This is a genomic window from Flavobacteriales bacterium (assembly GCA_025210295.1).
GTDB lineage: Bacteria > Bacteroidota > Bacteroidia > Flavobacteriales_D > Parvicellaceae > S010-51.
In genome coordinates this window covers 214,484-240,706 of the sequence record JAOASC010000016.1, presented here as the reverse complement: position 1 = coordinate 240,706, position 26,223 = coordinate 214,484, and the positions used below count along the sequence as shown (strand labels likewise).

The following is a 26,223-nucleotide window of genomic DNA, read 5'->3' as shown; positions in this document are numbered from 1 at the left end:
AAAAGCATTGCTCAACTAAAAGTAAAAGTCGAAAAGAATGGGAGAGACGGTTGCGAACGGTGAAATTAATGGAGAAATCTTTCATAAGTATCATGAAAAGTATAGCCAGAAACTCAGGTTTAGAAAGGTTATAAAAAAAGTCTTACCCTCAATGAGAATAAGACTTTTTTGTGAGTCAGAAAGGATTCGAACCTTTGACCGCCTCCTTAGAAGGGAGGTGCTCTATCCAGCTGAGCTACTGACCCTTTTGTTTCGCGATTGCAAATATATGAACTATTTCATATATCACAAAATATTTTTTGTAAAAAAACAATGTTTTTTTTTAAGTTTTTAATTAAAGACCTTAAATTGAATATTTTAGGAAAAAAAGTTATTGTTAAATTCGATAAAAAAATTAATTTTAAAGAATGAAATTGATTTTTTTGATTACGATAACCCTATTTTTCGGAATTAATAATTTTAGTTATGCTCAATACTCAAATTTAGATTCTTTAAGGATAGAACTAGAAAAAGCAGATACAGACTCCGCAGCATTACAAAACCTGTATTGGATAAATAGATATTACAGGGAGCATGATAGTATAGACGAGGCGCTTAGTATTAGTTATGAGATGCTAAAGTTAGCCGAACAATCAAAGGATCAAAAGAAGATTACTTGGAGTAAGAGGGTTGTTGCTCATAATATGAATTTACAAGGAAGTAAAGAGGAAGCTCTTCAATATATATTAGACTATATCAACTCATTATCATCCGATGATACAGCTGATATAGCGTTGTTGTACCAAGATATAGGCCATCGCTATACGAGAGAAGAAAATTTTTCTGAAGCATTAAAGTATTATTTTAAATCAGCACATTATTATAATTTATTAGGTGATGATTTGTGGATAACCAAAAATATTGCAACTACTTATTCTGAATTAAATGACGAAAAAAATGCATCAAAATATAATTTAATCTACATAGAAAAAGCAAAAGCAGATAGTAATTATCATGCTTTAGCTAATGGCTATTTGGCTGAGGGATATTATCATTTAATGTTAATAAACCATGAGACTTCCTACAAGTATTCTCAAAAAGCAAAAGATGTCTACTTAAATATTTTGAAAGATCCAGAAAATAGAGGGTTAGGAGTGGTATATGGTAATATTGCTGATGTATATATTTACTATTATAAAAATGCTCCCGATAGTATTAAGATCGTAAATCCTTTATTTAATGGGGTTAAAGATATCAAAAAGGCCATGCTAGATACTGCCGAATACTATATTGATAAATCTTATGCTATAGCCTCTAAAAACAATAAAAACTTATTTTATATTTTTTACGGCTATGGTGATTTATATTATTATCAAGGTAAAGTTAAGCGATCTGAAAAGGAGTTTTTAAAATGTTATCGTATATCAAAAGAAAATGAGGGGATGACTTTTGATAGAAAAAAAGTTTCAGAACAACTGTATAAGGTGTATAAGAAATTAGGAGATGAGAAGAAAGCATTAAAGTTTTATGAGGAGTTTGTGGCTTTGAGAGATACTTTGTTTAATCAGGATAAACAAAGAGATGTAGGGAAGCAAGAAGCTAAGTTTGAATATGAAAAACAAAAAGCGCAAGAAGAGGCTCAAAGAGCTAAACAAAAAGCAATAGAAGATGCTAGGGCTGAACAAGAAAGAGCAGTAGCAAAAGAAAAGGAAAAAAATCAACAAATTATCACTTATTCAATTGCTTTAGGGTTAATTTTGATTAGTATTTTCTCTGCTTTAATCTATAGAAGATTGAAGATTGCTAGAGCACAACAAATAGTTATTGAAAAGCAGAAAAAAACGATTGAGAAAAATAGAAATGAAATGTTGGAGAGTATAGAGTATTCAAAGAATATCCAACAAAGAATATTTCCAACAATAGAGGAGATTCAAGCCTTATTACCTAATTCGTTTGTCTATTTTAGACCTAAAGATGTTGTCAGTGGTGATTTTTATTGGGCACACCAAAAAGGTGATAAAACATTCTTTTCAGTTGCTGATTGTACAGGACATGGTGTTCCTGGAGCGTTTATGACGTTAATTAGTCTGAATTTAATTAATGCTATTATTTTAGAAGATGGAGTAGACTCAACAGCAACGATTTTAGAACGTCTACATATTAGGTTAAAGGAGCGTTTGTCTGTGAGTGAAGAAGATCAAGTAAAACATGGGCTAGATATTGCAATGTGTGCATATAATCATAAAACGAAAGAATTAGAGTATTCTGGTTTACATAATCCATTGTATATTATTAATTCAGATAATGAATTGAGAGAAATCAAAGGTGATAATTTGTTCTTAGGGATATCGAATAACTTTCAAGTAACAAGTCATAAAATAGAAATTCAATCTGGTGATTCTGTTTATATGAGTACCGATGGGTTTCCTGATCAAAAAGGGGGAGAAAAGGGGAAGAAATATTATTATTCAAGATTAAGAAACTCATTAAGAGTTGTAGATGCAATGCCTGTAGATAATAGAAGAGGGGTCTTGAATCAAAAGTTTGAGGACTGGAAAGGAGACAAAGAACAAATTGACGATGTGTGTATAATGGGAATTAGTTTTGAATAATGAAAGTGTTGTTTCCTAATTTTTTACTGTTTGCTTTATGTCTTTTTACCACCTTTACTTTTAGAGGGCAGCACCATGAATTGGACTCTATTAATAGGGAGTTAAAGAATACAATGGAGGATACAGTACGTTATCAATTATTGTATAAAAAGAATGTGTTTTATCGGAACATCAATAACTATGATAGTGCCATTGATGTTAGTAATAAAATTATTCAATTATCAGAACAAATTGGAGATCGAGGATTGTTTGCTAGAGCATATCGAATTAAGGCCCAAAATTATAATGCTAATAAAGAATATGATAAAGCAGTTAAGACACTAAAAGAAAGCATTCGTTTACTTAATGAAAGTGATACACTAGAAATGGCAAAAGCCTATGATTTGTTAGGTAGAACAATATACATCAGTGGGGATGTCGCAGGATCGATAACTTCTTTTTTTGAGAGTTCAAAGTATTATGAAAAATTAGGTACTCCTTTAAGTTCCTATAGAGCACTTGGAATCATTTATGGGCAACTCAATGATTTACAAAAGGCATTTGATTATAATCAAAAAGTAATCCAGATAGCTTTAGAAACTGAAGATTATCCTTCTTTAGCCAGAGCCTACTTAAGTCAAGGGTATCAGTACAAAGAAATGAATAAAAACGCCTTGTCGATTAAAGCTTCTTTAAAAGCAGTAAATATATACGTGGATACACTTAATAAACCTACAGCTTCTAGATTGAGTTTAATATATGGTAATATAGCTGAAGTGTATTTGTATTATCATGAGCACAATAAGGACAGTGTGCAAATTATTAATCCTAATTTCTTAGGAATAAAAAAACTGGATCAAGCCATACTAGACACTGCTGAGTATTATATAAAAAAATCGATTGAAATTACAGAGTTAGGAAATGACCAACATCATATTTATAATGCAAATGTGCGATATGGAGACTTTCTATTTTATCAAAAAAAATATAATAAAGCGCTCAAATATTATTTAGCGAGTTATAAAATATGTCAGGGTAACTCTACAATGTTAGGTAATGAAGTAGGGGTGACCTCAAAATTATATCAAGTCTATAAAGTATTAGGGAAGAATGGAAGAGCCCTCAAATTTTATGAGCAGAATGTAATGCTACAGGATAGTTTATTTAATCAGGATAAACAACGAGAGTTGGGGAAACAAGAAGCTAAGTTTGAATTTGAGAAGCAACAAGCGATTGAAGAAGAGGAACGAGCCAAACAAAAGGCATTGGCTGATGCAAAAGCAGAAAAAGAAAAAGCAGTAGCAGATGAAAAAGCAAGGAATCAGCTAATTATTATTTATTCAATTGGCTTTGGAATGTTGTTGATTAGTGTTTTTTCTGTATTGATTTATAAACGCCTAAGAATAGCCAAAAAGCAACAAAGGGTTATTAGTGGTCAAAAGAAAATTATTGAGAAAAACAGAAATGAAATGTTGGAGAGTATTGAATATTCAAAAAATATTCAACAAAGAATTTTCCCAACGATTCATGAGATTAATAATTTATTGCCAGAATCTTTTATTTATTTTAAATCTAAAGATGTTGTAAGTGGTGATTTCTATTGGGCTCACAGGAAAGGAGATAAAACTTTTTTCTCTGTAGCAGATTGTACAGGACATGGAGTTCCTGGGGCTTTTATGACACTCATTAGTTTAAATATTATCAATTCAATTATTTTGGAAAAAGAGGTTGAATCTACAGCAACAGTATTGGAATATTTGCATGAACGGCTAAAAGATAAAATGTCTGAGAAAAAAGGAGGGCAGATTAAACATGGCTTAGATATCGCAATGTGCGCATACAATCATGTAACTCATGAATTAGAATATTCAGGATTACATAACCCTCTTTATATTATTGATCCCGATAATGAGTTAACGGCTATAAAAGGAGATAATCTATTTTTAGGTATTTCAGAAAACTTTAATGTTTCAAGCCATAAAAAAATAATTCAACCTGGAACTTCTGTATACATGAGTACCGATGGATTCCCAGATCAAAAAGGAGGAGAGAAGGGAAAGAAGTACTATTATTCAAGGCTGAGAAACCTATTGAGAATAATAAATTCAAAACCTATTGAAGAACGAAGCAAGATCCTAAATCAAAAATTTGAAGAGTGGAAAGGTGATAAAGAGCAGATTGATGATGTGTGTATAATGGGAGTAACTTTCTAGACGAGCTTAACAATAGTTCTTATAAGTTGATGCTTTTCAGTCTAAAATTGTATATTTGAGGTTGGTCGGTATTGTATTGAATACAAATACCATAATTTGAATATATGAGCGAAGTTTTTACTGGGTATAACATAATGGCTATTATTATAGCTTATTTAGTAGGATCCGTACCATCTTCAATTTGGGTAGGAAAGTGGTTTTTCGGTGTTGATGTAAGAGATTTTGGGAGTAAAAATGCTGGGGCTACAAATACTTTTAGAACAATAGGAAAGCGAGCAGGTTTTCCTGTTTTATTTTTTGATATAATAAAAGGGTGGGCTTCTGTATATTTATTATCCAAATATTCTGACTTTGAAATAGGAAGCAATGCTTATATAAACTTGCAAATGTCTATTGGAGCTGCAGCAGTATTAGGACATGTGTTTCCAATCTACGAACGTTTTAAAGGAGGTAAAGGAGTGGCGACTTTGTTAGGGATTGTTTTAGCGATTAACTTTCCAGCAGCAGCAGTTTGTTTTGGTATATTTTTGATGGTATACCTCATTAGCCAATATGTTTCGCTAGGAGCAATTATTGCTGCAACAGCTTTTCCATTGGTGACTATCTTTGTTTTTAAAACAGATTCCAACTCTTTAATTTATTTTTCTATCGCATTAGCAGTTTTAGTGGTCGTTAGACATCGAAAAAATATAGAACGCTTATTAAAGCATGAAGAAGGTAAAATGCCTTTTAATTTAAAGAAAAAGTGAACCTTTTTGTAGCTAATGTGTATAACTGATTGATATTTTGAATAATCGTTTGATAAAATATTGCCTATTCACTCTTATAGTCTTTTCTACTTTGGGGATTTTTTCTCAAGAATTTAAAAATGAAGAAGACAGAAAGAAACATGCTAATAAACTATTCGACAAAGGTAAGTATGTCGAAGCAACACCTCATATCCTACATTTTCTAAGTTTAAATCAAACAAGTCCAGAGTTTAACTTTAAATACGGAGTTTGTTTGATGTATGCTGACGAAGATAAAGAGAAGAGTTTAAGGTATCTAAAATTTGCTGCAAATAAAGGAGGAGGTGGAGATAGCCGAGTTTATTTCTTTTTAGGAAAATCATACCATCTGAACTATAATTTTAAAGCTGCTTTAAAATATTATCAAAAATTTAAAGCTGAAGGAGATCCTAATTATAAAAAAGATTTACAAGTGGACTTGCACATCCAAATGTGTTCTAATGGGAAAAAACTATTACAAAACTTAACCGAGTTGGTGGTGTATGAAAAAACGGAATCTAGTTTTCAACGTTTTCAATACTCTTATGACCTTTCTGAAATTGGAGGTAAAATTTTAGTTTCTTCAGAGTTTCAATCTAAATATGATAAAAAAATAGGTTATCAATCTGTTGTTTATTTCCCTCCATTAAATCAAGATGTGTTATTCTATTCCAGTTATGGAAAAGATGGAAGCACAGGTTTAGATTTGTACATGGTTAGAAGAAAAGCATCAGGAGGTTGGGGAGAACCAGAAAAGTTGCCCGAATCGATAAATACTCCTTATGACGATGCTTATGGTTTCTTACATGCTGATGGAAAAACATTTTATTTTAGTTCCAAAGGGCACAATAGTATGGGAGGGTATGACGTGTTTAAGGTAGATTACGATACTCAAATTAATCAGTTTGGAACTCCCAAAAACCTTGATTATAAGATTAACACTCCCGACGATGATATCATGTACATTGTTGATCCCAATTTTGAAAATGCTTATTTTTCATCATCACGAGCTGCAAAGGGAGGATACCTTGATGTGTATAAAGTTAAAGTGGAGACATTCCCAATTGTTAATGTAATCTTAGCGGGAAGTTTTGAAAATAAAATTAACCCTGAGGATAATGCTGCTACCATTAAAGTGGAGAACATGCAGACAGGCGAAATTGAGGGGATTTATAATCCTGATAAAATCGGTAATTATATTATTATATTGCCACGAAGTGGAAAATATAAATTTATTGTTGAGACACCAGAAAGTGAAAAAATTCATACAGGTGTTGTAGAGGTTCCCGCTCAAAAAGTGGTAAAACCATTAAAACAATCTTTGGCTTTAGTTAAAGATGGGGGAGTTGAAAAATTGGTGATTAATAATATGTTTGATCAAGAAGTACCCAATGCAGCTGAGATCATGGCTAAGGTACTTAAAGGAATGGCAGATCCAGATCCAAATGCTGATGACTTCCCAGATTCACTTTATAATAACTTCGAAAATGAAAATGAAATTGTTACAGAAGCATTGAATGAGAACTATACTGTAGACGATTTAGTAGCTTTGAGTTCAGAGAAAGCAAATGAAGTTCAAGAAGAAGCAAACGATCTAAAAAAGAGAATGGAAGCTGCTTACACTGTAGCTAATAATAAAAGCAATCAAGCTAAAGAATTGACCAAACAAGCTGATGAATTGTTAAAAGAAGTGGAAACGATTTCGAATCCATTAGAAAAACAAGAAAAATTAGAGTTAGCCAAAAAATCTCATGCGCAATCAAAAGATTTAAATATGTTGGCAACAACAGCCTTAAATTTAGCGAACTCTTTGAAAAAAGAATATGATAAAAAACAAGTTGAAGCTACTGACGCTAAAAATGTAGCCGTAGCAATTGAAAAAGCAGTAAATGAAAATTCACACGATAAAGCGATAGCAGCATTAAAACAATTACAAACTAGAATTGACAGTTTAATAAGTGATAAGCCTAACTATAAATCTGGTTTTGATGAAATTGTTGAAAAGGCCAAACAAAAACAAGAAGAAGCTGATAAAGCTAATCGAGAAGCACAAGAATATCGTGAGGCTGATGATGAACTGAACCTAAGGTTGAGTAGTCTAAATAGAGAGTTGGAAAAAGCAAAGAAAAAAGATCAACCAACAATTCAACGCCAAATCGACGATATTAAAGAGCAATTACAATTAAATGATGAATTAGCAAAAGAAAGTTTTGAAAAGTCAAAACGTTTGCAAGAAGAAGCAGATGTATTAAGCCATCAGGTTGATTTAATGTCAAACTTATACGATGATATTGATGCTGGAACAACTGTTGAATTGACAGAAGAGGAGAAAGAACAAATTAAAGAATATCTAGCTTCTAATGAATTAGAAAATAGTATCTCTCAAAATGAGAATAGTTTAAGTCAACACCAAGAAACTGAACTTGCTGATAACACTTCTGAAAATAACACTTCAACGAATAATGAAAATACGAATGCTTCTTCAGAAAATGAAACAATAGAAGGTACGGAAACAACAGAAAGTACTGAGTTGACAGAAGAGGAAAAAGAAACATTACTTGCAGCAAAAGAAGAGGAGTTTAGCGATTATGAGCGTCAACTACAAAGCCTATCAGAAGAAACATCCCAAGATGTTGAAAAGAAAAAAGAAATTTTAGAAAATTGGATAGCGACTATTGAAACTAAAATCCAAGAGACTGAAGCTGATATCGCTTCAACTACTGAAGCTAAGGAGTCGTCAAAATTAGCATATTACTTAGAATGGCTTAAACAACAAAAAGCATTAAAAACAAGCGAATTAGAAGCATTAGAGGAATTGATGGCTGAAGCAAGTAATACTGAAAACTCTACTTCTGAAGAAAACTCTACTTCTGAAGAAAATTCTACTCAAGTAAACCTATCTGAAAGTGAGGTCTCTACCTTAAAAGAAGAAATTACTGAAAATTACTCGAGCTATGAAAGTGATTTAAAAGCAATTGATACTGATGGAACAGAAAAAGAAGTAGCTACAGCTAAGAAAAAAATTACGGAAGATTGGATTGCTGCTTTAGATAGTGAAATAATGGATGTTGAAGATCAGTTAGCATTAGCATCAACACCGAAAGAAAAAGCTGAAGCAACAGAAAAATTAAATCTTTTAAATGAGCAAAAATCAAACAAAGAAGTAGATCTTAATTTTATTGAAGAAGAAATCGCTGCTATTGTAGAACAGGAAAGTCAAGTGGATGAAGTAGCTAGTTTGACAGCAACAGAAAAAGATGAAATCATTAATGAAGAACGAAAAAAGTTCGAACCATTTGAAGAAAGAGTAGAAGCAGCTAAAAATAATAGTTCTTCCAGAAAAGAAGAAGTAGAGCAAAGAATTCGATTAAGTGATGAATGGATTACCTATATCGATGGAGAAATAAATACAACAGAGAGCGATTATCAAGAAGCTCAGGAGGGAAAAATAAAAGAGACATTAGCGACTAAGATAGATTGGTTAAAAACTCAAAAAAATGAAAAAGAAACTGAAAAATCAGCGTTAGAATCTGAATTGGCAACAATTGAGGAAAGTGAGTCATCAGTAGCAATTAATGAAACTCAAATTAATGAAGAGAATCAAAAAGCAGAGGATTGGTTAAATATTATTGATAACGATATCAATGAATTGGAACAAAAAATAACTACTGAGAATGATCCTCAGAAAAAGGCTGATTTAATTGCGCAAAAAGAAAACCTAGAACGTTTAAAAGCTGAAAAACAAAATGTTGTTGAAACCAATACTTCTATTATTGAAAAGTCGGCAGCTCAACAAGCAGTAGAAAAATCAGAAGAATATCAAGAATTGGTGGATGAAATAGAAAATACCAGTTCAATAGCTTCTGAGTTTGAAGGGGCATTTACTAGCACTTCAGAATACGAAAGTGAAAGAGCTAATACAATGAAAGAAGAACTCATAGCTCAAGTGGATGAGTTGACTGTTGTAGAGCAGGAAATAGAACAATTAGAACAACAGTTATCGGAGACGAAAAAAGAGAAGAAGAAAACAATAATTCAAAATCAAATAGATAATAAGTTAGAAAAACAATATCAATTAGAAGCTGACTTAGGGGAGCGTATCCATGAGATAGATAATGCTGAATTTGAAGCCAATCAGAATAAATTGACAACTTTGTTAAAATCAGCTAGAGCTGAGGATAATAATTATATTAAGGATGAAAATTATCAATTAGCAAAATTACTTGAAGAAAAATTTGTAACCCAAAATAAAGAAGCAAAGGAATTAATTAAAGAAGCTTCGTTTACTGAAAATAAAGCAGCAAAAGCAGAGAAACTAAAAGAAGCTCATGCCTTACAACTGGCTGCAATTGATAATCAGAAAGAAGCCATTTATTTAATAGAAGAAACAGTAGAAGAAGATTATAGTCCAACATATATAGGAGAAAAAGAAGAGTTATTTGTTGAAAATGAAACGATAGAAAACTCATCCAATACTCAAAACGAATTGTTGACAAGTAGCTATGTTGAAAACCAAAAAAGAGATTTTGATAATTTAGAAGAGGAATATTCAACGATACCCAATGATGAAAAAGCAGCATATTTAGCCAATTGGAAGTCTAAGGTTGATACAGAGGTGAATAAGAATATGAAATTATTGACTTCAAATATTCCTGATGATGAAAAAGAAATCGTTAGTAAAAACCTTGAACTGCTTAGAGCAGAACAACAGAATGTTAGGAGTAAAGAAGAAGATTTGACTGCCTTAGCTGATAATGCTTCAAGTTCAACCAATGAAACAACTGATCCTGATAATTCTAATACTGAAAATAGCAGTAATAATGAAGAAGAAAGTAACAATAATACCAATAGTGAAAATGCTGTAGCAGAGGTAGATAATAGTGTTAATGAAGAGAATAGCATTAATACTAGCAACTCACAAGAGAATTCAGCAGCATCAAATGAAAATACTAGTGAAGAAAGTAATAATGAAGTTGAAAATTCTTCAGCTGAAAATGAATTAGCCAATAGTAATGAAACAAATGCTAATGCAGAAGAGAATACGCAAGAGGAAAGTAGTACAAGTCAAAATGAAAATACAACTACAGAAAGTACAGTTACGAGTTTAAATGAACAAAAAGCTGTTTTTGAGAACTATTCAAACGAATTGGATGTCGTAGAAACAAATGAAGAAAAGCAAACGGTATACAATAATTGGATTGCTCAATTAGAAGAAGAAATAGAACTCAATGAAGCTGCAATTAAAGGAAACATAACCATAGAAGAGGAGGCGATAATCCAAGAAAAAATTGACTGGTTAGAAGAACAATTAGAAGAAAAGAATGATGAGTTATCAGAAGTTAAAAATGCGTTATTAGAAGAAAATCCTGTTTTTGCAGCTGTTCAAGCAGACAATAAAACAGTCTCTTCAGAAGAAAAACAAGCTTCTAAACTTAACGAGAACGTAGAAGGTATTGAATTTTATTCAGGGAAAGAAAACTTAGATGTTTATGAAGTTTCAACCAATACTCAATCTAAAGATTTAACAGAGCATGTTGAATTTACTAGTTCTTCAGCAAATGAGATTATCACTGAAAATGAATCAACAGTAGCTAAAGTTAAATCCTATAATACGACTATAGAGACACTAGAAGCACAAAAGAGTGAGGCAAGTGATGATAAAACAATTGCAAGTATAGATAAGAAAATTACTAAAGCCCAAACAAAAAAATCAAAAACAGCTTTGAAATTGGCTAACGACCTAAAACAAGCTTCTGAAAACGATCAACAATTAGCTTCTGAAGAATTAGAAGAAGCAAAAACGTTATTAACAGCTGAAGTGGATGAGAACAGTTATGCGTATAAACAAGCTGTAGAATATGAAGCTAAAGCAGAGCAGTTAGCTAATGAAGCCAATCAATTGAGAAATGAAGCTGCTGGAATAAAAGGTGTTGTTGAGAAAAACGAAAAATTGAATGAGGCCTTAGCGAAAGAAAAAACGAGTGCAGCTTACAAAGTTAAAGCTAGTAAGCTTTATGCAGATGCAGTTGTAAATAGCTATAATGTTGATGAAAATAAGATAGCGACAGTGTCTGAAAATGAAGACGAAAGAACGTCAACAGAAATTATTGCTGCAGCAAATAAAGCAGACAATTTAGCTTATGAATACTCTACAAGAGCAGGAGAGTTAAGAGATAGCGCACAAACGGTAAAGAAAAAACACAGAACTAAGGTAATCCAAGAGGCAGAAGTTTATTCACAGCGAGCTGAAGTTCAGGAACAAATAGCCGAAAAACTAAAAGAAGAAGGGGCTAGAGTAGAAGCAAAAGAACAAGAAGTATTAGAAAATGAATTGTTGTTAACAAACCTTTCTCAATCTGATGTAGAAAAAGTAAGATCAGCTGATAATTATGATGAGATTTATGCTAAACAGTTAGCTATAGAACAATTCTTAAAAGAGTTAAAAGCAGAGGAAGAACTGATGCGTAGTTATATGAACTTGGCTAAACAGCAAGAAAATAAAGCACGTAAGTATGAGGAAAAGGCTAAAAACGCTGAATCGGAAGATGAAAAGCAGAAGTTTATAGCAATTGCTGATAAATTATACGAACAAGCTGAGATTAATAATGAAAAGCAAGATTCAATAGCAGGTATTATAGATGAAATTAATGAGAAAAAAGACCTAGTAGAACAAGAGCAATTTGATTTATTGTCATTATTTGATGAAGAATTTCAAAATGATATTCGTGGATTAATGTTGTCAAATTATGAAAAAACACCATTAGAAAAGGTAGAAGAAAAACCAACTCCAACATTAACATTAAACAACCTAACTTCTTCTAAATTTGAAGCTCCTGAGGATTTAACTTCTAATATTGTTGTTATTAATAATGATACTCAACAAAGTGTTTATTCTGAGTCTAATCCAATACCATTGAATCCTAAAAATCCTAAAGGCTTAGTGTATAAAGTTCAAGTAGGAGCGTTCAGAAAGCCAATACCTCAAGATTTATTCAAAGGATTTGCACCAATTAGTGCAGAGCGAATTAGAGATGATATCACTAGATATAGAGTAGGGTATTTTGTAAACTTTGAAACAGCTAATGTTTCTAAAAATCAAATTAGAGGGTTAGGGTATAATGATGCCTTTGTAGTTGCGATATTAAATGGTAAACGAATTAGTATTGCTGAGGCTAGAGCTTATACCAATAATGCGACTTCTGAAGTGTTAGCAGTAAACGAAACACCACAAAATACAGAGTCAAATACAGCGGAAGAAACCAATCGTCCTTCAAATACTGAGGAAGAGACAAATGTTAATGAAGAAAACTCGACTAACACCAACGAAGAAAATACATCAGTAGTAGAGGAAGAAGTTCCAGAATATGTTAGAAACTTAGGGGAAGATGCAGCTGAAGTTAATGCTGTTGAAAATATCCAAGGATTATTTTATACCGTTCAGGTAGGAGCTTTCTCTAAACCAATAGCAAAAACAGGAACATTTAATATTTCTCCTTTAGTAACAAAATATGTGAATGGATTATATAAGTATACTACTGGTATCTATAAATCTGTACAAGATGCTGATGGGCGTAAAAATGAAGTTAGAGCAAAAGGAATTCCAGATGCATTTGTCATTGCTTATTACAATGGAGATCGCGTATCATTAGCTCAGGCACAACAAATTATTCAAGAAAGAGGTGAGGCTGCATTTACGAATAAAGTTGAGGGAGGAACATCTAATAGTAATCAATCTCAAGATGAATCTCCTATCAATAATAGTGAAGAGTCTAATTCTGATAATGTCTCAACAGATCGAAGTGCTTCCAATCCAAATACAGAAGTTGAAAATGTTACTCAATCAGAAACAAATGACAATGAGTTAGCAGAAGAAACAGGAGTTTTTGCTAAGTCATACATTGACAATAAAAAACAAGAATACGCTGCAATAAATCAACAATATTCTGAAAGTGCTAACTCAGAAAAACAAGACGTTTTAAATATATGGAAAGCAAAAGTTGATGCTGATATTAATGAAAACATGAAACTGTTGATTTCAAATATTCCTGATGCTCAAAAAGAGAAAGTTAGTAAGAATTTGGAATTATTAAGATCAGAACAACTAAAGGTTAGAAACGAACAAAAAGAGTTGGATTCTGTAATTGAGTCTGTACCAACTAATGAAGATGATAACACAGAGAATATTACTAATTCCGTACCTGAATCACCAAATACTGCTCAAAGCAGTAATACCAGTACTCAAAATGCAGTTGAAGAAAAAGATAACAGCACTTATTATGTCGATTTAGGAGTGTATTATGGAACAGTACCAACTCCAATAGCACAGGCTTTATTAACCAATAAAAAGGCTAAAATAAAAAGAAATAAAATCAACGATGCTGCTACTCAATATTACTGTGGGGTATTCTTGACAAAAGATGAAGTTGCAGAAATCTGGGCATCATTTGTTCAAGATGGATTAACAGATGCAAAAATTGTAGAAATAGAAGAAGGAGAAGAGTTTATTTTAATGGAAAAAGAAAATCAAATTGATAAGGATATCGAAAAAAATGCTGAGAACACAATATCAATTGTAGATACCAAATTAATCTATAGGGTAGAGTTAGGGACCTTTAAAGAAACAATGCCTATTTCAACAGGTAAAGTTTTCTTAGAGCTTGGCTATTTAGGAATCGAAAAGAAAAACTATAATAATAAACAAACTTATTATTGTGGTAAAGTCGATACTGAAGCCGAGGCTAATGAATTAAAACAAAAGTTTGTAGACAAAGGAATTACTGAAGCAAAAGTAGTTGCTTTTGTAGGAGATAGACAAATTTCGTTGATTGAGGCCGAAGAGTTGGCTAAATAGTAGAAGCTGTCTATAATAGCTCCTATTTGTTTGCTTTTATTGGTTAAATGTATCAATGTCTATTTACTATAGGTAATTTCTTCATGTTTTAATCCTATTTTTCTATCATCATTTTGCTATTCATTTTTTATGGATGGAGAAGGAGCTGGGGGAGTGTTTCCATCAGGAAATAAATCTTTAAGTGTTTTTCTTTTTTCTTCTTTATGGATAAAGTATGCTATCCTTTCAATTTTTAGCCTGTCATTAAAGTTTATGATAGCTGTTCCATATTGTTTTTTCTTTTTCAATTCATAAATTGAAATACTATAATAAGAATTTCCAAGATTTAATTTTGTAATATAATAAGCAGGATGTTCTGAATCTTGAATAGATTTTTTGATTTGGTTAAGATAAATAGAGTTACTATCTAAGGGAGTTGATTTTGAAAAAAAAGTATCGACATTTTTATTAGAAATTAGCTTTTCAGCGAATAATGTAGCTTTGCGATCTAATTTTGTTTTCTGAGAGAAAAATACTAGAAAGGAGAGAATGAGTAGAAAGGTAATAGAGAGTTTTTTCATAAAGTTTTTAGTGCAAAAAAAAGCTCGTTTAAATGAATAAACGAGCTTTTTTAAAATGTTATTGAATGCTTAGTTTTTTATCTAAATCATCTAAGTAAACTTTAAACTTTTTATCTGTTTCAGATAGGTTGTTTACTGTTCTACAAGCGTGTAATACAGTAGCGTGGTCTTTTCCTCCACAGTGAGCTCCAATATTAGCTAAAGAAGACTTGGTCATCTTTTTAGAGAAATACATGGCAATTTGTCTTGCTTGTACAACTTCTCTTTTTCTAGTTTTAGACTTCATTAATTCGATTGGTAAATCGAAATAATCACAAACTACTTTTTGGATGTACTCAATGCTAACTTCTCTTGCTGTATTCTTAACAAATTTGTCAATCATTTGTTTAGCTAAATCTAAAGTGATTGATTTTTTGTTTAACGAAGATTGAGCAATTAAAGAGATTAATGCTCCCTCTAGTTCTCTAATATTGCTAGAAATACTATATGCTAAGTACTCAACAACTTCTTTCGGTAGTTCAATACCGTCAGCATACATCTTTTGGTTTAAGATAGCAATTCTTGTTTCTAAATCTGGAACTTGTAAATCTGCTGATAATCCCCATTTAAAACGAGATAATAGACGTTGTTCCATTCCTTGTAATTCTACAGGAGCTTTGTCTGATGTTAAGATAATCTGCTTTCCAGTTTGATGCAAGTGGTTAAAGATATGGAAGAATACATCTTGTGTCTTTTCCTTTCCTGAGAAAAACTGGACATCATCAATAATCAATACATCTACCATTTGGTAAAAATGTATAAAGTCATTGGTGTTATTCGTTTTAACAGCATCAATAAACTGTTGCGTAAACTTTTCAGAAGCAACATATAAAACTGTTTTCCCTGGGAACCTGTTTTTAATTGAAATACCAATAGCGTGAGCTAGGTGTGTTTTTCCTAAACCAACTCCACCATATATCAATAGTGGGTTAAAAGCTGTTCCTCCTGGTTTTTCTGCAACAGCATAACCAGCAGAACGTGCCAAACGATTGCAATCGCCTTCAATAAAATTTTCGAAAGAATAATTAGGATTCAAATTAGAATCAATATTAATCTTGCGAAGACCAGGGATGATGAATGGATTTCTAATTGGATTAGTACTAATATCCAAAGGCATCGCTACAGAAGGGTTCTTGATCGCTTTCTTGTTCGTTGTTGGAATTTTAACCGTATATGGATTCGTGTTTTTAGCACTGTTGTTTTCCATAATAATGCTATATTCTAATTTAGCATCTGGTCCTAACTCTTTTCTAATTGTTTTTCTTAATAAAACAACATAATGCTCTTCTAACCACTCGTAAAAAAACTGAGAAGGAACTTGGATAGTAAGTACATTACTTCTTAACTTAATTGGCTTGATAGGTTCAAACCAAGTTTTATAAGCTTGCAATGGCACATTATCTTTGATAACCATAAGACAGTTATCCCAAATTTGTTTCAGGTTTTTACTCATATTTTAAATTCTATATAATTGGTTAAGAAAATTCTTCTTTTGTGGCTAAAATCAAGCTTAAAGTCTTTTAATAAAACTTTTGGTAGCTGCTCAAATTCAACAATACAAATGTTCACAAAAAAAAGTTAATAAAAAAATGTTTTCACTATTGTTTTATAACTTTTTTTGACATTAACTCAATGTTAAATTCTGGCATAGTTTTTTGTCGAAAACGTATTCGCTTCAAAATCACTTTTTTGAGCTTTTTTCTTATCAAAAAAGAAATCAATACGTCCCAAGCTTAAAGCTGCCCATCCGGCTTGATTCACCAATACTCTCTTACCTTCTTTATTGAAAAAGGTTTCAGCTTTTTCTAAAAAAGTGTGGGTATGACCACCAATTATTAAATCAATGTTTTTTGAGTTTTTGGCTAATTGTTTGTCAGATAGTTTGTTATCAGAATATTCATATCCTAAATGCGATAAACAAATAACCAAATTACATTTTTCTACCTGCTTTAAATGGGTCGCATAGTGATTAGCTTGTTCAATTGGATCTAAATATTTAGTCTCTTTATATAAACGTTGATCAACAAGTCCTTTTAATTTAATTCCAACTCCTAAAATCCCAATTTTTATTCCATCTTTTTCCTTGATGGTATATGGAGTTGTTTTACCATCTAATATTGTGTTGGAAAAATCATAGTTAGCACATAAAAAAGGAAAATTCGCATTAGGGAGTACGGTGTTAAAACCATCTAAACCATTGTCAAAATCATGATTCCCCATTGTAGAAGCATCATAACCAATTTGGCTCATTAACTTTAATTCTAGTTCTCCTCCATATAAATTAAAATAAGGAGTCCCCTGAAAAACATCACCAGCATCTAATAGAAGTACATTCTTTTCTTCAGCTCTGACCTTTTTAACCATGTTAGCAATTTTCGACATCCCTCCTAAACTAGCATACTTACGATGATTGCTAGGAAATGGATCAATACGACTATGCATATCATTAGTGTGCAAAATTGTAATTTTGGTAGGAGCTTGCTTTTTTTGACCCAAAGTGTCAAAAGAACTTAATGTAGAAATACCTAAACTTCCTACAGCAACTTGTTTAATAAATGTTCTTCTATTCTGCATTGTGTATTCTTCCGTCTAGTGCTAAATTTATAGCTATATTTCTTTTTTTCAACTCAATAACATGGTCAATAATAATGTCTCTTAACTTTAAGCCCGTTTTTTCGATGTTGATAGGGTTTAGAAAAAAGTTCATATTGTCTCCTCCGTTGGCTAAATAATCTGTAGTAACAACTTTATAATTTTTATGCTTACTATATTGACGATTGTTAATCATAATATTGGAAACCTTTCCATTGCTCATCTGCATTCTAAAGTTGCTTACAGGAACTCCTGCTTTCCTCGAATCGCCCATCAATGATTTACTACGAACATATTCAATTAAATCTAACATTTTATCTGGAGAAATTTCAACAATTACAATTTCATTCTCAAAAGGCATTAATTCAAAAATTTTTCCTCTTGTAATCGCTCCTTTTAAAACAGGTGTACGTAATCCTCCATTGTTTAGAATACAAAAGTCAGGAACACTTTTAGCTTCGTTTCTAGTTCGATCAAAAGTTAAATCTGTAACAAAATCACCCAATAACCCCTCTGGAACACCAACTTCTAAATCAACCAATGTTTCATTTAAAACTTCATCCATACTAGCTTTCATACTGTCTCTGTAGGGAGCGATAATCGAATCTGCAAAAGTAGAGGCAGCTATATTTGCGCTAACTGATTGGTTAGAAGAATTCGAATCAGTAATTTGTAAGGTTTTGTTGCATGCGATTAAAAGAATGCTAACCCCCAAAAGAGCAATATATTTTGTTAAATTTGCCATAGAATTACAATGTATCGCAAATCTAATAAATTATGTATACTTCTGAAATAAAATTAAGGGTAAGATATTCTGAAACCGATAAAATGGGATATTGCCACCATAGTAACTATGCACAGTACTTTGAAATGGGAAGAACTGAGTTAATGAGAGAATTGGGGATTAGTTATTTAGATATGGAGAATAGAGGGGTAATGTTGCCTGTTTTAGATCTTCAAACAAAATTCTTAATTCCAGCATATTACGATGATGAATTAACAGTCAAAACACATTTAAAAGAGTATCCAGGCGTACGAATTACATTTCATTATGAAACGTTTAAAGCTGATGGAACAAAAATTAATACAGCCAAGACAACATTAGCTTTTGTGAATGCTGAAACAATGCGGCCAATTAAACCACCAACATTCTTTTTGGAAAAAGTACAAGATTTATTAGCTTAGCTCTATTATTATGAATAGCGTAAAGTTTAAAATAGTTATTATTGGAAGTATTCTAGTGAGCTTATTCTCTTTTAAGCCCACCCAAGGATATGAATTCGCTGTATTAAAGTATAATGGAGGAGGAGATTGGTATTCGAACCCAAGTGCATTGCCTAATTTGGTTAAGTTTTGTAATGAAAACTTAAATACAACAATTAATCCTGCAGTAAAAGATGTCGATGTTGGGAGCGTTGAATTGTTCAATTATCCTTTTATACACATGACAGGGCATGGAAATGTTGTTTTTAGTGCTAATGAAGCAGAAAATTTAAGAAAATATTTAATTGGAGGAGGCTTTCTACATATCTCTGATAATTATGGGATGGATAAGTTTGTACGAACTGAAATGAAAAAGGTGTTTCCTGAGTTAGAGTTTATCGAATTACCATTTAACCATAAAATTTACCATCAAAAATATAACTTTAATAAAGGATTACCCAAAATACATGAACACGATAACAAAGCTCCTCAAGGATTTGGACTAGAGTACGAAGGGCGTTTAGTTTGTTTTTACGATTTTGAATGTGATCTTGGTGATGGCTGGGAAGATGAAGCTGTTCATAACGATAGTAAAGAAGCAAGAACTAAAGCACTTCAAATGGGAGCGAATATTGTTCAGTATGCCTTGATTGGGGAATGATGTTAACGTTTACTACTTTTAGCAAAGGGATTAAACGCTATGCAAAGCATTACCCAACGTTCTAAATCATCATCGAGATCATAACCGTCTTCATCAATAAAGGCATATCCTTTCATCGGTCTGCCTGTAAAATCCATTGGATAACAACCTGGTTGATCTTTGTTTTGCTCAAAGGCATCTTCTCCAATTCGAGCCATTAATAACTCTTTACCCACTTTCTTATTAAATGAAAGTCCACAACACATTTTGTCATCGACCATAAACACTAGTCCTCCCATCATTTTCTTTTCATAAAAAGAGGTGTTTTGCTCTTTAAAAATTTGCCTGATTCTATCTGCTAGAAATTCGTCGTATGCCATGTTAATTTTGATGTTTACTGAGGAAGTCCTCGCAATGTTTTTGTAAAGCTAAATAAAAGGAGTTGAATTCCTTTTGGAAATCATCATAGTTTGCATTAACAATTTCAAAAGCTGTTCCCAAATCTTTTGAATAATTTATTCTACCTCCAATTTGTGTTAGAGAAAGCGCTGTTCCTTCTTGAGTTTGATATCTTCTAAACCAATCATTTTGTGTTAAATGACTATAGAGGTATTGCATATTCTTATGTAAGTGATGTTGGTTCTGATCTAGGGTTTTATACGTTTGTGTAATAAATTTATCTAAATCAATAGCATAAAAACTGTCCCAATTTTGGCACAGAAAATAATCGTAAATAATATCAGTGATAATCCCACCAACCTTAGGAAAATTTTCATAAAAACGTCGTTTACTTTGTAAGGCAATTGGATGACTATCTGTAAAAGAATCAATAGAACGATGCAATAAAATCCCCGTCTGAAAGTCTTGAGGGTATTGATGAAAATCATCTCCTTTGACAAAATCACCAATAAAATTCCCCAACATAATATTGGTGTTTTTTCCTGAAAGCGCTATGTGTGCTAAATAGTTCATTTGTGGCAGTCTTTACATTTTTTGTCTTTTAAATCCTTATGTATTTTTTTGACTGTATCTGAAAGTTCAGAAGGAGTAAATGTATTAACTTCATTATTTCTTTTTATGAGTTCTTTAGCCAAAGGTGCTACTTCACAAGAACATAAAGATAAGAATATAGAAAAGAAGATTAAAAATGATTTCATAAATACATTGTGAATATAATGATTGTCTTTCAATTATTTCATTGGTAGATTGTTTTTATATTTGAGGAATCTCAAAATAATAAAAGCAAGATGAAATATACATTCTCATACCAACAGCCCCATCACCATTTTATAACAATCGATGTAGAAATCAATACAACTCAAAAAGAAGAAGTTGTATTACAATTGCCAGCATGGAGACCAGGGCGTTATGAGTTAGGAAATTTTGCTAAGAATGTAAGAGATTTTGCAGCTTATTCATCCGAAGGAAAAACCTTAAACACTTATAAAGTAACTATCGATAGTTGGAAAGTAGAATGTAAAGAAGTTGATTTAGTTCGTGTACAATACTTGTATTATGCAGCTGATTTAAATGCAGGTTCAACATTTTTAGATGATAATCAACTGTATGTTAACCCTGTAAATTGTTGTATTTATGAACCTACAGATTTAAGTTCTAAAAGGTTGGTTGAGATTAAATATCCTGTAGATCATCAAGTTGCAACGAGTTTAAAAAAGGTGGGAGAAGATTTATATGAAGCTGAAGATTTCCATGAGTTAGCTGATTCTCCATTTATCGTTTCAGATAGTTTACAACATGGTGAGTACGAAGTGGCGGGAATACCTTTTCATATTTGGTTTCAAGGAGAAGTACGTCCAGACTGGGAACGTTTAATTAATGATTTTACAAAATTCACACAATATCAGATTGATGCATTTGGAGGGTTTCCTGTAGATGAATTTCATTTTCTGTTCCAAATCATGCCGTATAAATATTACCATGGAGTAGAGCACCAAAAAAGTACTGTAATAGCTTTGGGGCCAAGTTATGCTGTGTTTGAAAGTTTTTATACAGAATTGTTAGGAGTCAGTTCTCATGAATTGTATCATACATGGAATGTTAAAGCAATTAGACCTGATGGCTTATTTCCGTACGATTATAAACAAGAAAACTACACGCGTTCTGGATATGTTACCGAAGGGGTAACAACCTACATGGGAGATTTAATATTACTAGAAAGTGGTGTTTTTGATGAGCAACAGTATCAAAAAGAAGTAGAAGCGTATTTAACACGTCATTTTCATAATGGAGCAAGGAATCACTATAGCGTAGCTGAATCATCTTTTGATACTTGGTTGGATGGTTATGAACAAGGAATTCCATCAAGAAAGACATCAATTTATGTAGAGGGTGCATTAACGGCAATGGTTTGTGATATGCGAATTAGAGAAGCTTCTAATGGAAAATATACTTTGCATGATGCTATGCGTAAATTATATGAACAAACGAATCAAGAAAAAGGGTATTCAGAAGAACAGTACAAAGGGTTGTTAGAAGAGTTTTCTGGTGTATCTTTTGATGATATTTTTGATGATTTAATATACGGTACCAATAAATTCTCCCCTTATATCAATAAAGCATTAAAATATAGAGGGATACAATTTGATATTGTGAATTCGGAAAATGAAGCTGAAAATTATGGATTGAAATTACAAACCAAGCACGGAACAATGGTTGTAACAGATGTTCTTGAAAATTCTGCTGCTTATAACGCAGGATTGTTACGTCAAGACAAAATATATGCAATTAATAATTTCCCATTAGAGGGCAATTTATCAGAATGGTTGCTTTATTTCAAAGGCGAACGAATTGAATTATCTTTAAAACGTGAAGGTGCCTTAATTTCGGTTCAATTGCCACCTAAAAATGGAATGCGTTACTTTAAGTATCAATTAAATAAAATAGGAGGGTAGTCAAAGGATTTTGTATTGATGCAAGACCACGATATAAAAAATATCATTAAGGATGTTTTTCACGATCATCCTCGTATTCAAAAGTTATTCAATGATAAAAAGCCTGGTTTTAAAGTCAGGTATAGTCGTTTAATAGATTATGCCTATGAGGTTGCTAAACAAAGTAAAGGGGTATTTGTAGCTAGTAACCAAAAAACAGTCTTATTGTACTATCGAACAAGTAAGGTAAAATCGTTGAAGTCTTTTGTGTTGTATCTAAGGCTAATCTTTACCATTAAGCCAGCACTCATTATCGATATTCTACAAGAAGAAAAGCTAATTAAAGCCAACCGATTAAAAGTTAATGATTACTATTACGCCTGGTATTTGGCACAAGCTAACGATTATCATCGTTTGGATGGTTTGTTTGAAGCTAGAAATTATATCGTAAAGAAAAGTCAAACGAATAAAATTCCACTCTTACTAGAAACAGCTAAAGAGGAGTTGGTTAATTTTTATTTAAAAGCTGGCTTTGAACTCTATACTACAGTAGAAAATAAAGGGATAAAGATTTATTTTTTTAAATACCTGCCACCTGAAGTATAATAGCTTATCAATCACTGTTCTTGCTCATACTGTTGTTTTAAATGTTTTAAAGAAGGATGATGAATATGTAATGGATAATTTATAGACTCATTTCTTTCGAGCTGTTTAATTTGGGGTAAGAAAATTTTAGTTAACAAATTATCTCTGTCTATGAGGTATGCTTTAGCTTTTTGTAAAGTATCGTCTCTCAATTTTTTGTCGTCGTTTTCTATTGCTCGAAAAATAAAAGCAAAATAGATACTCAATGGACTATCAAAAGCGATGTGTTTGGGAATAAAACCGTTTTCATCACCATTAATGGATAAATCAATTAAGGAATCAATATCTTGTTTGAAGTAGGAATTGTCATTGAATAAATTGGTAATGTAATCAAAGTAAACGCTCCAGTATTGCTCTAGGTTATAGGTGAGGTCTTGTATACGTTTATTGATAAAAGGAAGCTTCTTTTTTAATGGGATATGCCAAGCTCCCCAATCATTGATAAATTTATTTTGATCCAATACTTCGCCTGGTAAGGATGCGTTAAAAGTTTGCCTAAAATGCCAAGCATACTCCATATGATTGGGAGAAGCATTTTGCCATTTTAAAAATTTCCCCATTTGGATCCCTTGAAGAACAAATAAGAAAGCGTCTTTACGATGGTATTCAAAAGAAAAGACATAACGTTTAAAGCTGGAATCGTGTTCACCCAATTCAGGATTAAGGTCTTTATACCACGTCCAATAGCAATAGTTTTCATCTTCATGTTCCGCTAAAGTCCACTCATTGTGATTAAAAAAAGGAGCTAATCCATCTCTAATAACATTTATTGGTTGTTTGGGTGTTTTTAGATGTTGTTCATAGTTTTTTAAGGCTTTTTCTTTGGTAATGCGGCCATTAGTAAGATATTTGAGTGAGTAATAAAGGTCTTCTTCTTCGTTTAAGTCCTCCTTTAAATCATTCCAAGTTGGTTTTTCTAGTAGGTTATCATAACATCTATATTTACTAAAGCCTGCTTCAAAAATACTTTCTTTTAACTCAATTAATAATGGATGGGCAAGAAAAGTAGTAAAGGACGTAGGATAATCGATATACTCTTCATGGATACAATTGACAAAAGCTGCGTACCATTCAAATGCTAATGTTTTTTTATCGGCTTCAATAGCTAACTTGACTATACGATGAGTCAATTCAATAGTGTCCCATGTTTCTACAGGTGAATCATCTTGAAGATATTGTTTTTCAATTAAATAACTCCAAGTTGAACTGCCGTAATCAAAATAGAAAAGAGGAACTCCATTATTCCAATCGGCATAAACATCTTCTGCTGTATTTGGCCCCTTAATCCAGGCGTAACCTTCCGTTTCAATTTTTAAAAGTTCATTTGTTTTAAGCGTTCGAAACCTTTGAAAATCAGTTAAAGATAAAGTCAATAAAAAATTCTGTTTTTCTAAAAACTCTTTTACCCTAAAATGAGTATAGCTAGTGTCGAAAATAGCTTGCCAGTTATAAATGTTCAAAAAGAATGTTCTTTTTTGTTGTGGCGTAATTTCTTTTAGGTTACTAATAAAACGAATACTGTCTTCAGCTAAACCTTCAATTTCGTGCATTGACATATTTTACAGCAGTTGATTAAATGGTGAATATTATTATATTAACAGTCTAAAATTACAGATTTAAAATAAGTTTTCCGTTTTAAAGAAGGGATAATCAATGAGGAATATATTTTCAATAGTGTTGTTAATAGTATACAGTTTCTTTTGTTTTCTACTATTAAAAATAACCTTGCAATATATTCCTGTAGATACAGATGTTGCTTTTTTAAGAATCAAACAGGATTACATTCAGATGCAACATTATCGCATTGCATTTTTTGTACATGTATTTACATCTTTATTAGTCTTATTGGCTGGATATACACAGTTTAGTCATTTTATCTATACTCAAAAGCCGAAAATTCATAGAACTATGGGGTGGATCTATGTAGCTGTAACCGTTTTGTTAGCAGGCCCATCAGGACTGATTATTGGAGTTTATGCCAACGGAGGACTTTCATCTCAAATTGCATTTTGCTTGTTGGCAATTTTATGGATATATTTTACAATAAAAGCAGTAGTTAGCATTAGAAAAAGGCAGTTGATTCAGCATAAAGAATGGATGATAAGAAGTTTTTCTTTAGCTTTATCAGCAATTACATTGAGAGCATGGAAATATATAATTGTGGCTATTTTTCATACCCGACCAATGGATACCTATATGATAGTAGCTTGGTTAGGTTGGGTGTTAAATCTTATTATAGCAGAATATATCATTTACAAAAGAAGAAAAAATGAAAAATAGATTAATTAAAGTTGGATGTATAGGAATAATACTATTGGCTAGTTGTTCAACAGCGACACAAGAAGAAAGTAGTACAACTCATTCGAAAACGAGTAAGGAAGACAATTCTAAAGTTGAAGATGTTAAAAGAATGAGCTCTGAAAATATTCAAGAAGCAGAGCTAGAGCCTGAAAAGGAGAAGCAAAGTTTGACTTTAAATGCAAAAAATGAATGTTATGTTGGTCAATTTGAAGCGTTAGATTTTGACTATGAAAAAGGAGGGATGCGTTCAAATAAAATAACCATTCAATTTGACTCAATTGTAGGAGATACGTTAATCTATGGTCATTCCGTAGTAGCAGGTAACTTAAGACCTTTTTCAGGAGAGGTAAAAATTCGAGATGGATTTTTGAGTATTGATGTAAATGAACCAGGTGATGATCAATATGATGGTAGGTTTATAATGGATTTAAAAGAGACTGAATTATCGGGGAAATGGTATGCTAATAACAGTCAATTAAAAGTCCCAGTTAGGGAGTTTGAGTTAACGAATAAAGTATTCGAGTATAATCCTGATTTGATGTTAGAAGTAGGATGGTTTAATTTATATGAGTATGGGAAAACAAAAGAGGGGAAAGTTTTAGATGAAGAGGGAGAGGATTATTACATTGATGAAGTTGTTGAAACATTAACAGAAGCATCTTCTAACATCAATGCTTCTACAAAGTTGTTGACAAAAGAAGAGGTTGAAAATTTATATAAAACAGATTTAGAGATTATTAGAAATACGATTTATGCTCGTCATGGGTACTCATTTAAAAATCGAAAAATCAGAAATATATTTGATGCTTATGTCGATTGGTATATTCCATTTTCAACAGATGTATCCAAGGAATTAACAGCTGTTGAATTAAAGAATATTGAGTTAATCAAGAGATATGAGCAACATGCAGAGACGTATTATGATTCTTTTGGGAGGTAATTCTAAAATTA

Annotated in this window: 17 protein-coding genes and 1 tRNA gene; 10 read left to right on the top strand and 8 right to left on the bottom strand. The window is 31.9% G+C overall.

Features of this window, described 5'->3' with window-relative positions; genetic code table 11:
• Positions 1–171: 171 nt before the first annotated feature.
• Positions 172–245 (bottom strand) — tRNA-Arg (locus N4A35_03715).
• A gap of 162 nt (positions 246–407) precedes the next feature.
• Between N4A35_03715 and N4A35_03710 the strand changes: the two genes are divergently transcribed.
• The 4 genes from N4A35_03710 (at position 408) to N4A35_03695 (ending at position 14,401) form a co-directional block, all read left to right on the top strand.
• Positions 408–2,591, top strand: a complete 2,184-nt coding sequence (locus N4A35_03710) for a SpoIIE family protein phosphatase (protein MCT4580501.1) — start codon at positions 408–410, stop codon at positions 2,589–2,591.
• Positions 2,591–4,783 (top strand): SpoIIE family protein phosphatase, encoded by a 2,193-nt coding sequence (locus tag N4A35_03705; GenBank protein ID MCT4580500.1) that lies wholly within the window; start codon positions 2,591–2,593, stop codon positions 4,781–4,783. The genes N4A35_03710 and N4A35_03705 overlap by 1 nt, the downstream gene beginning before the upstream one ends.
• A 104-nt stretch (positions 4,784–4,887) precedes the next feature.
• On the top strand, positions 4,888–5,532 hold the full coding sequence (plsY, locus tag N4A35_03700) for a glycerol-3-phosphate 1-O-acyltransferase PlsY (protein MCT4580499.1): 645 nt from the start codon (positions 4,888–4,890) through the stop codon (positions 5,530–5,532).
• Positions 5,533–5,623: 91 nt separating this feature from the next.
• Complete coding sequence (locus tag N4A35_03695) at positions 5,624–14,401, top strand: hypothetical protein (protein ID MCT4580498.1); 8,778 nt, start codon at positions 5,624–5,626, stop codon at positions 14,399–14,401.
• A gap of 116 nt (positions 14,402–14,517) precedes the next feature.
• On the opposite strand, the gene N4A35_03690 is transcribed toward N4A35_03695, so the two are convergent.
• The 4 genes from N4A35_03690 to N4A35_03675 all read right to left on the bottom strand — a co-directional run bounded on the left by N4A35_03690 (position 14,518) and on the right by N4A35_03675 (position 18,337).
• The gene (locus N4A35_03690) at positions 14,518–14,961 is read right to left on the bottom strand and encodes a hypothetical protein (protein ID MCT4580497.1); all 444 of its coding nucleotides are present in this window, start codon (positions 14,959–14,961) and stop codon (positions 14,518–14,520) included.
• Between the two features lie 58 nt (positions 14,962–15,019).
• Positions 15,020–16,453 carry a chromosomal replication initiator protein DnaA gene (gene dnaA / locus N4A35_03685; protein MCT4580496.1) on the bottom strand — a complete coding sequence of 478 codons (1,434 nt, stop codon included), beginning with the start codon at positions 16,451–16,453 and terminating at the stop codon, positions 15,020–15,022.
• Positions 16,454–16,635: 182 nt separating this feature from the next.
• Positions 16,636–17,574 (bottom strand): metallophosphatase, encoded by a 939-nt coding sequence (locus tag N4A35_03680; protein MCT4580495.1) that lies wholly within the window; start codon positions 17,572–17,574, stop codon positions 16,636–16,638.
• Positions 17,564–18,337: a 5'-nucleotidase C-terminal domain-containing protein gene (locus N4A35_03675; protein ID MCT4580494.1), complete on the bottom strand. Its 774-nt coding sequence runs from the start codon at positions 18,335–18,337 to the stop codon at positions 17,564–17,566. Before N4A35_03675 ends, N4A35_03680 begins: the two co-directional genes overlap by 11 nt.
• A 32-nt stretch (positions 18,338–18,369) precedes the next feature.
• On the opposite strand from N4A35_03675, the gene N4A35_03670 reads away from it, so the two are divergent.
• A complete protein-coding gene (locus N4A35_03670) occupies positions 18,370–18,777 on the top strand; it encodes an acyl-CoA thioesterase (GenBank protein ID MCT4580493.1) in 408 nt (135 codons plus the stop codon).
• A gap of 10 nt (positions 18,778–18,787) precedes the next feature.
• Positions 18,788–19,456: a DUF4159 domain-containing protein gene (locus tag N4A35_03665; GenBank protein ID MCT4580492.1), complete on the top strand. Its 669-nt coding sequence runs from the start codon at positions 18,788–18,790 to the stop codon at positions 19,454–19,456.
• Between the two features lie 2 nt (positions 19,457–19,458).
• On the opposite strand, the gene N4A35_03660 is transcribed toward N4A35_03665, so the two are convergent.
• Together N4A35_03660 and N4A35_03655 are read right to left on the bottom strand one after the other, a co-directional pair.
• Positions 19,459–19,815, bottom strand: coding sequence for a TfoX/Sxy family protein (locus tag N4A35_03660; protein MCT4580491.1), 357 nt, complete (start codon positions 19,813–19,815; stop codon positions 19,459–19,461).
• Position 19,816: 1 nt separating this feature from the next.
• The gene (locus N4A35_03655; GenBank protein MCT4580490.1) at positions 19,817–20,407 is read right to left on the bottom strand and encodes an ACP phosphodiesterase; all 591 of its coding nucleotides are present in this window, start codon (positions 20,405–20,407) and stop codon (positions 19,817–19,819) included.
• A 275-nt stretch (positions 20,408–20,682) separates the two neighbouring features.
• Here N4A35_03655 and N4A35_03650 point away from each other — a divergent pair, with 275 nt between their 5' ends.
• Complete coding sequence (locus N4A35_03650; GenBank protein ID MCT4580489.1) at positions 20,683–22,347, top strand: hypothetical protein; 1,665 nt, start codon at positions 20,683–20,685, stop codon at positions 22,345–22,347.
• A gap of 18 nt (positions 22,348–22,365) precedes the next feature.
• Positions 22,366–22,932, top strand: a complete 567-nt coding sequence (locus N4A35_03645) for a hypothetical protein (GenBank protein MCT4580488.1) — start codon at positions 22,366–22,368, stop codon at positions 22,930–22,932.
• A gap of 11 nt (positions 22,933–22,943) precedes the next feature.
• On the opposite strand, the gene N4A35_03640 is transcribed toward N4A35_03645, so the two are convergent.
• The gene (locus N4A35_03640; GenBank protein ID MCT4580487.1) at positions 22,944–24,521 is read right to left on the bottom strand and encodes a hypothetical protein; all 1,578 of its coding nucleotides are present in this window, start codon (positions 24,519–24,521) and stop codon (positions 22,944–22,946) included.
• A gap of 103 nt (positions 24,522–24,624) precedes the next feature.
• Here N4A35_03640 and N4A35_03635 point away from each other — a divergent pair, with 103 nt between their 5' ends.
• Positions 24,625–25,251 (top strand): DUF2306 domain-containing protein, encoded by a 627-nt coding sequence (locus tag N4A35_03635; GenBank protein MCT4580486.1) that lies wholly within the window; start codon positions 24,625–24,627, stop codon positions 25,249–25,251.
• Positions 25,241–26,212, top strand: a complete 972-nt coding sequence (locus tag N4A35_03630; GenBank protein ID MCT4580485.1) for a YARHG domain-containing protein — start codon at positions 25,241–25,243, stop codon at positions 26,210–26,212. Before N4A35_03635 ends, N4A35_03630 begins: the two co-directional genes overlap by 11 nt.
• The last annotated feature ends 11 nt before the right edge of the window (positions 26,213–26,223 follow it).

What these genes read in the sequence shown, in the direction of transcription:
- N4A35_03710 (MCT4580501.1), top strand. Translation starts at nt 408, where the DNA reads ATGAAATTGATTTTTTTGATTACGATAACCCTATTTTTCGGAATTAAT.
- N4A35_03705 (MCT4580500.1), top strand. Translation starts at nt 2,591, where the DNA reads ATGAAAGTGTTGTTTCCTAATTTTTTACTGTTTGCTTTATGTCTTTTT.
- plsY (MCT4580499.1), top strand. Translation starts at nt 4,888, where the DNA reads ATGAGCGAAGTTTTTACTGGGTATAACATAATGGCTATTATTATAGCT.
- N4A35_03690 (MCT4580497.1), bottom strand. Translation starts at nt 14,961, where the DNA reads ATGAAAAAACTCTCTATTACCTTTCTACTCATTCTCTCCTTTCTAGTA.
- dnaA (MCT4580496.1), bottom strand. Translation starts at nt 16,453, where the DNA reads ATGAGTAAAAACCTGAAACAAATTTGGGATAACTGTCTTATGGTTATC.
- N4A35_03680 (MCT4580495.1), bottom strand. Translation starts at nt 17,574, where the DNA reads ATGCAGAATAGAAGAACATTTATTAAACAAGTTGCTGTAGGAAGTTTA.
- N4A35_03675 (MCT4580494.1), bottom strand. Translation starts at nt 18,337, where the DNA reads ATGGCAAATTTAACAAAATATATTGCTCTTTTGGGGGTTAGCATTCTT.
- N4A35_03670 (MCT4580493.1), top strand. Translation starts at nt 18,370, where the DNA reads ATGTATACTTCTGAAATAAAATTAAGGGTAAGATATTCTGAAACCGAT.
- N4A35_03665 (MCT4580492.1), top strand. Translation starts at nt 18,788, where the DNA reads ATGAATAGCGTAAAGTTTAAAATAGTTATTATTGGAAGTATTCTAGTG.
- N4A35_03660 (MCT4580491.1), bottom strand. Translation starts at nt 19,815, where the DNA reads ATGGCATACGACGAATTTCTAGCAGATAGAATCAGGCAAATTTTTAAA.
- N4A35_03655 (MCT4580490.1), bottom strand. Translation starts at nt 20,407, where the DNA reads ATGAACTATTTAGCACACATAGCGCTTTCAGGAAAAAACACCAATATT.
- N4A35_03650 (MCT4580489.1), top strand. Translation starts at nt 20,683, where the DNA reads ATGAAATATACATTCTCATACCAACAGCCCCATCACCATTTTATAACA.
- N4A35_03645 (MCT4580488.1), top strand. Translation starts at nt 22,366, where the DNA reads ATGCAAGACCACGATATAAAAAATATCATTAAGGATGTTTTTCACGAT.
- N4A35_03640 (MCT4580487.1), bottom strand. Translation starts at nt 24,521, where the DNA reads ATGCACGAAATTGAAGGTTTAGCTGAAGACAGTATTCGTTTTATTAGT.
- N4A35_03635 (MCT4580486.1), top strand. Translation starts at nt 24,625, where the DNA reads ATGAGGAATATATTTTCAATAGTGTTGTTAATAGTATACAGTTTCTTT.
- N4A35_03630 (MCT4580485.1), top strand. Translation starts at nt 25,241, where the DNA reads ATGAAAAATAGATTAATTAAAGTTGGATGTATAGGAATAATACTATTG.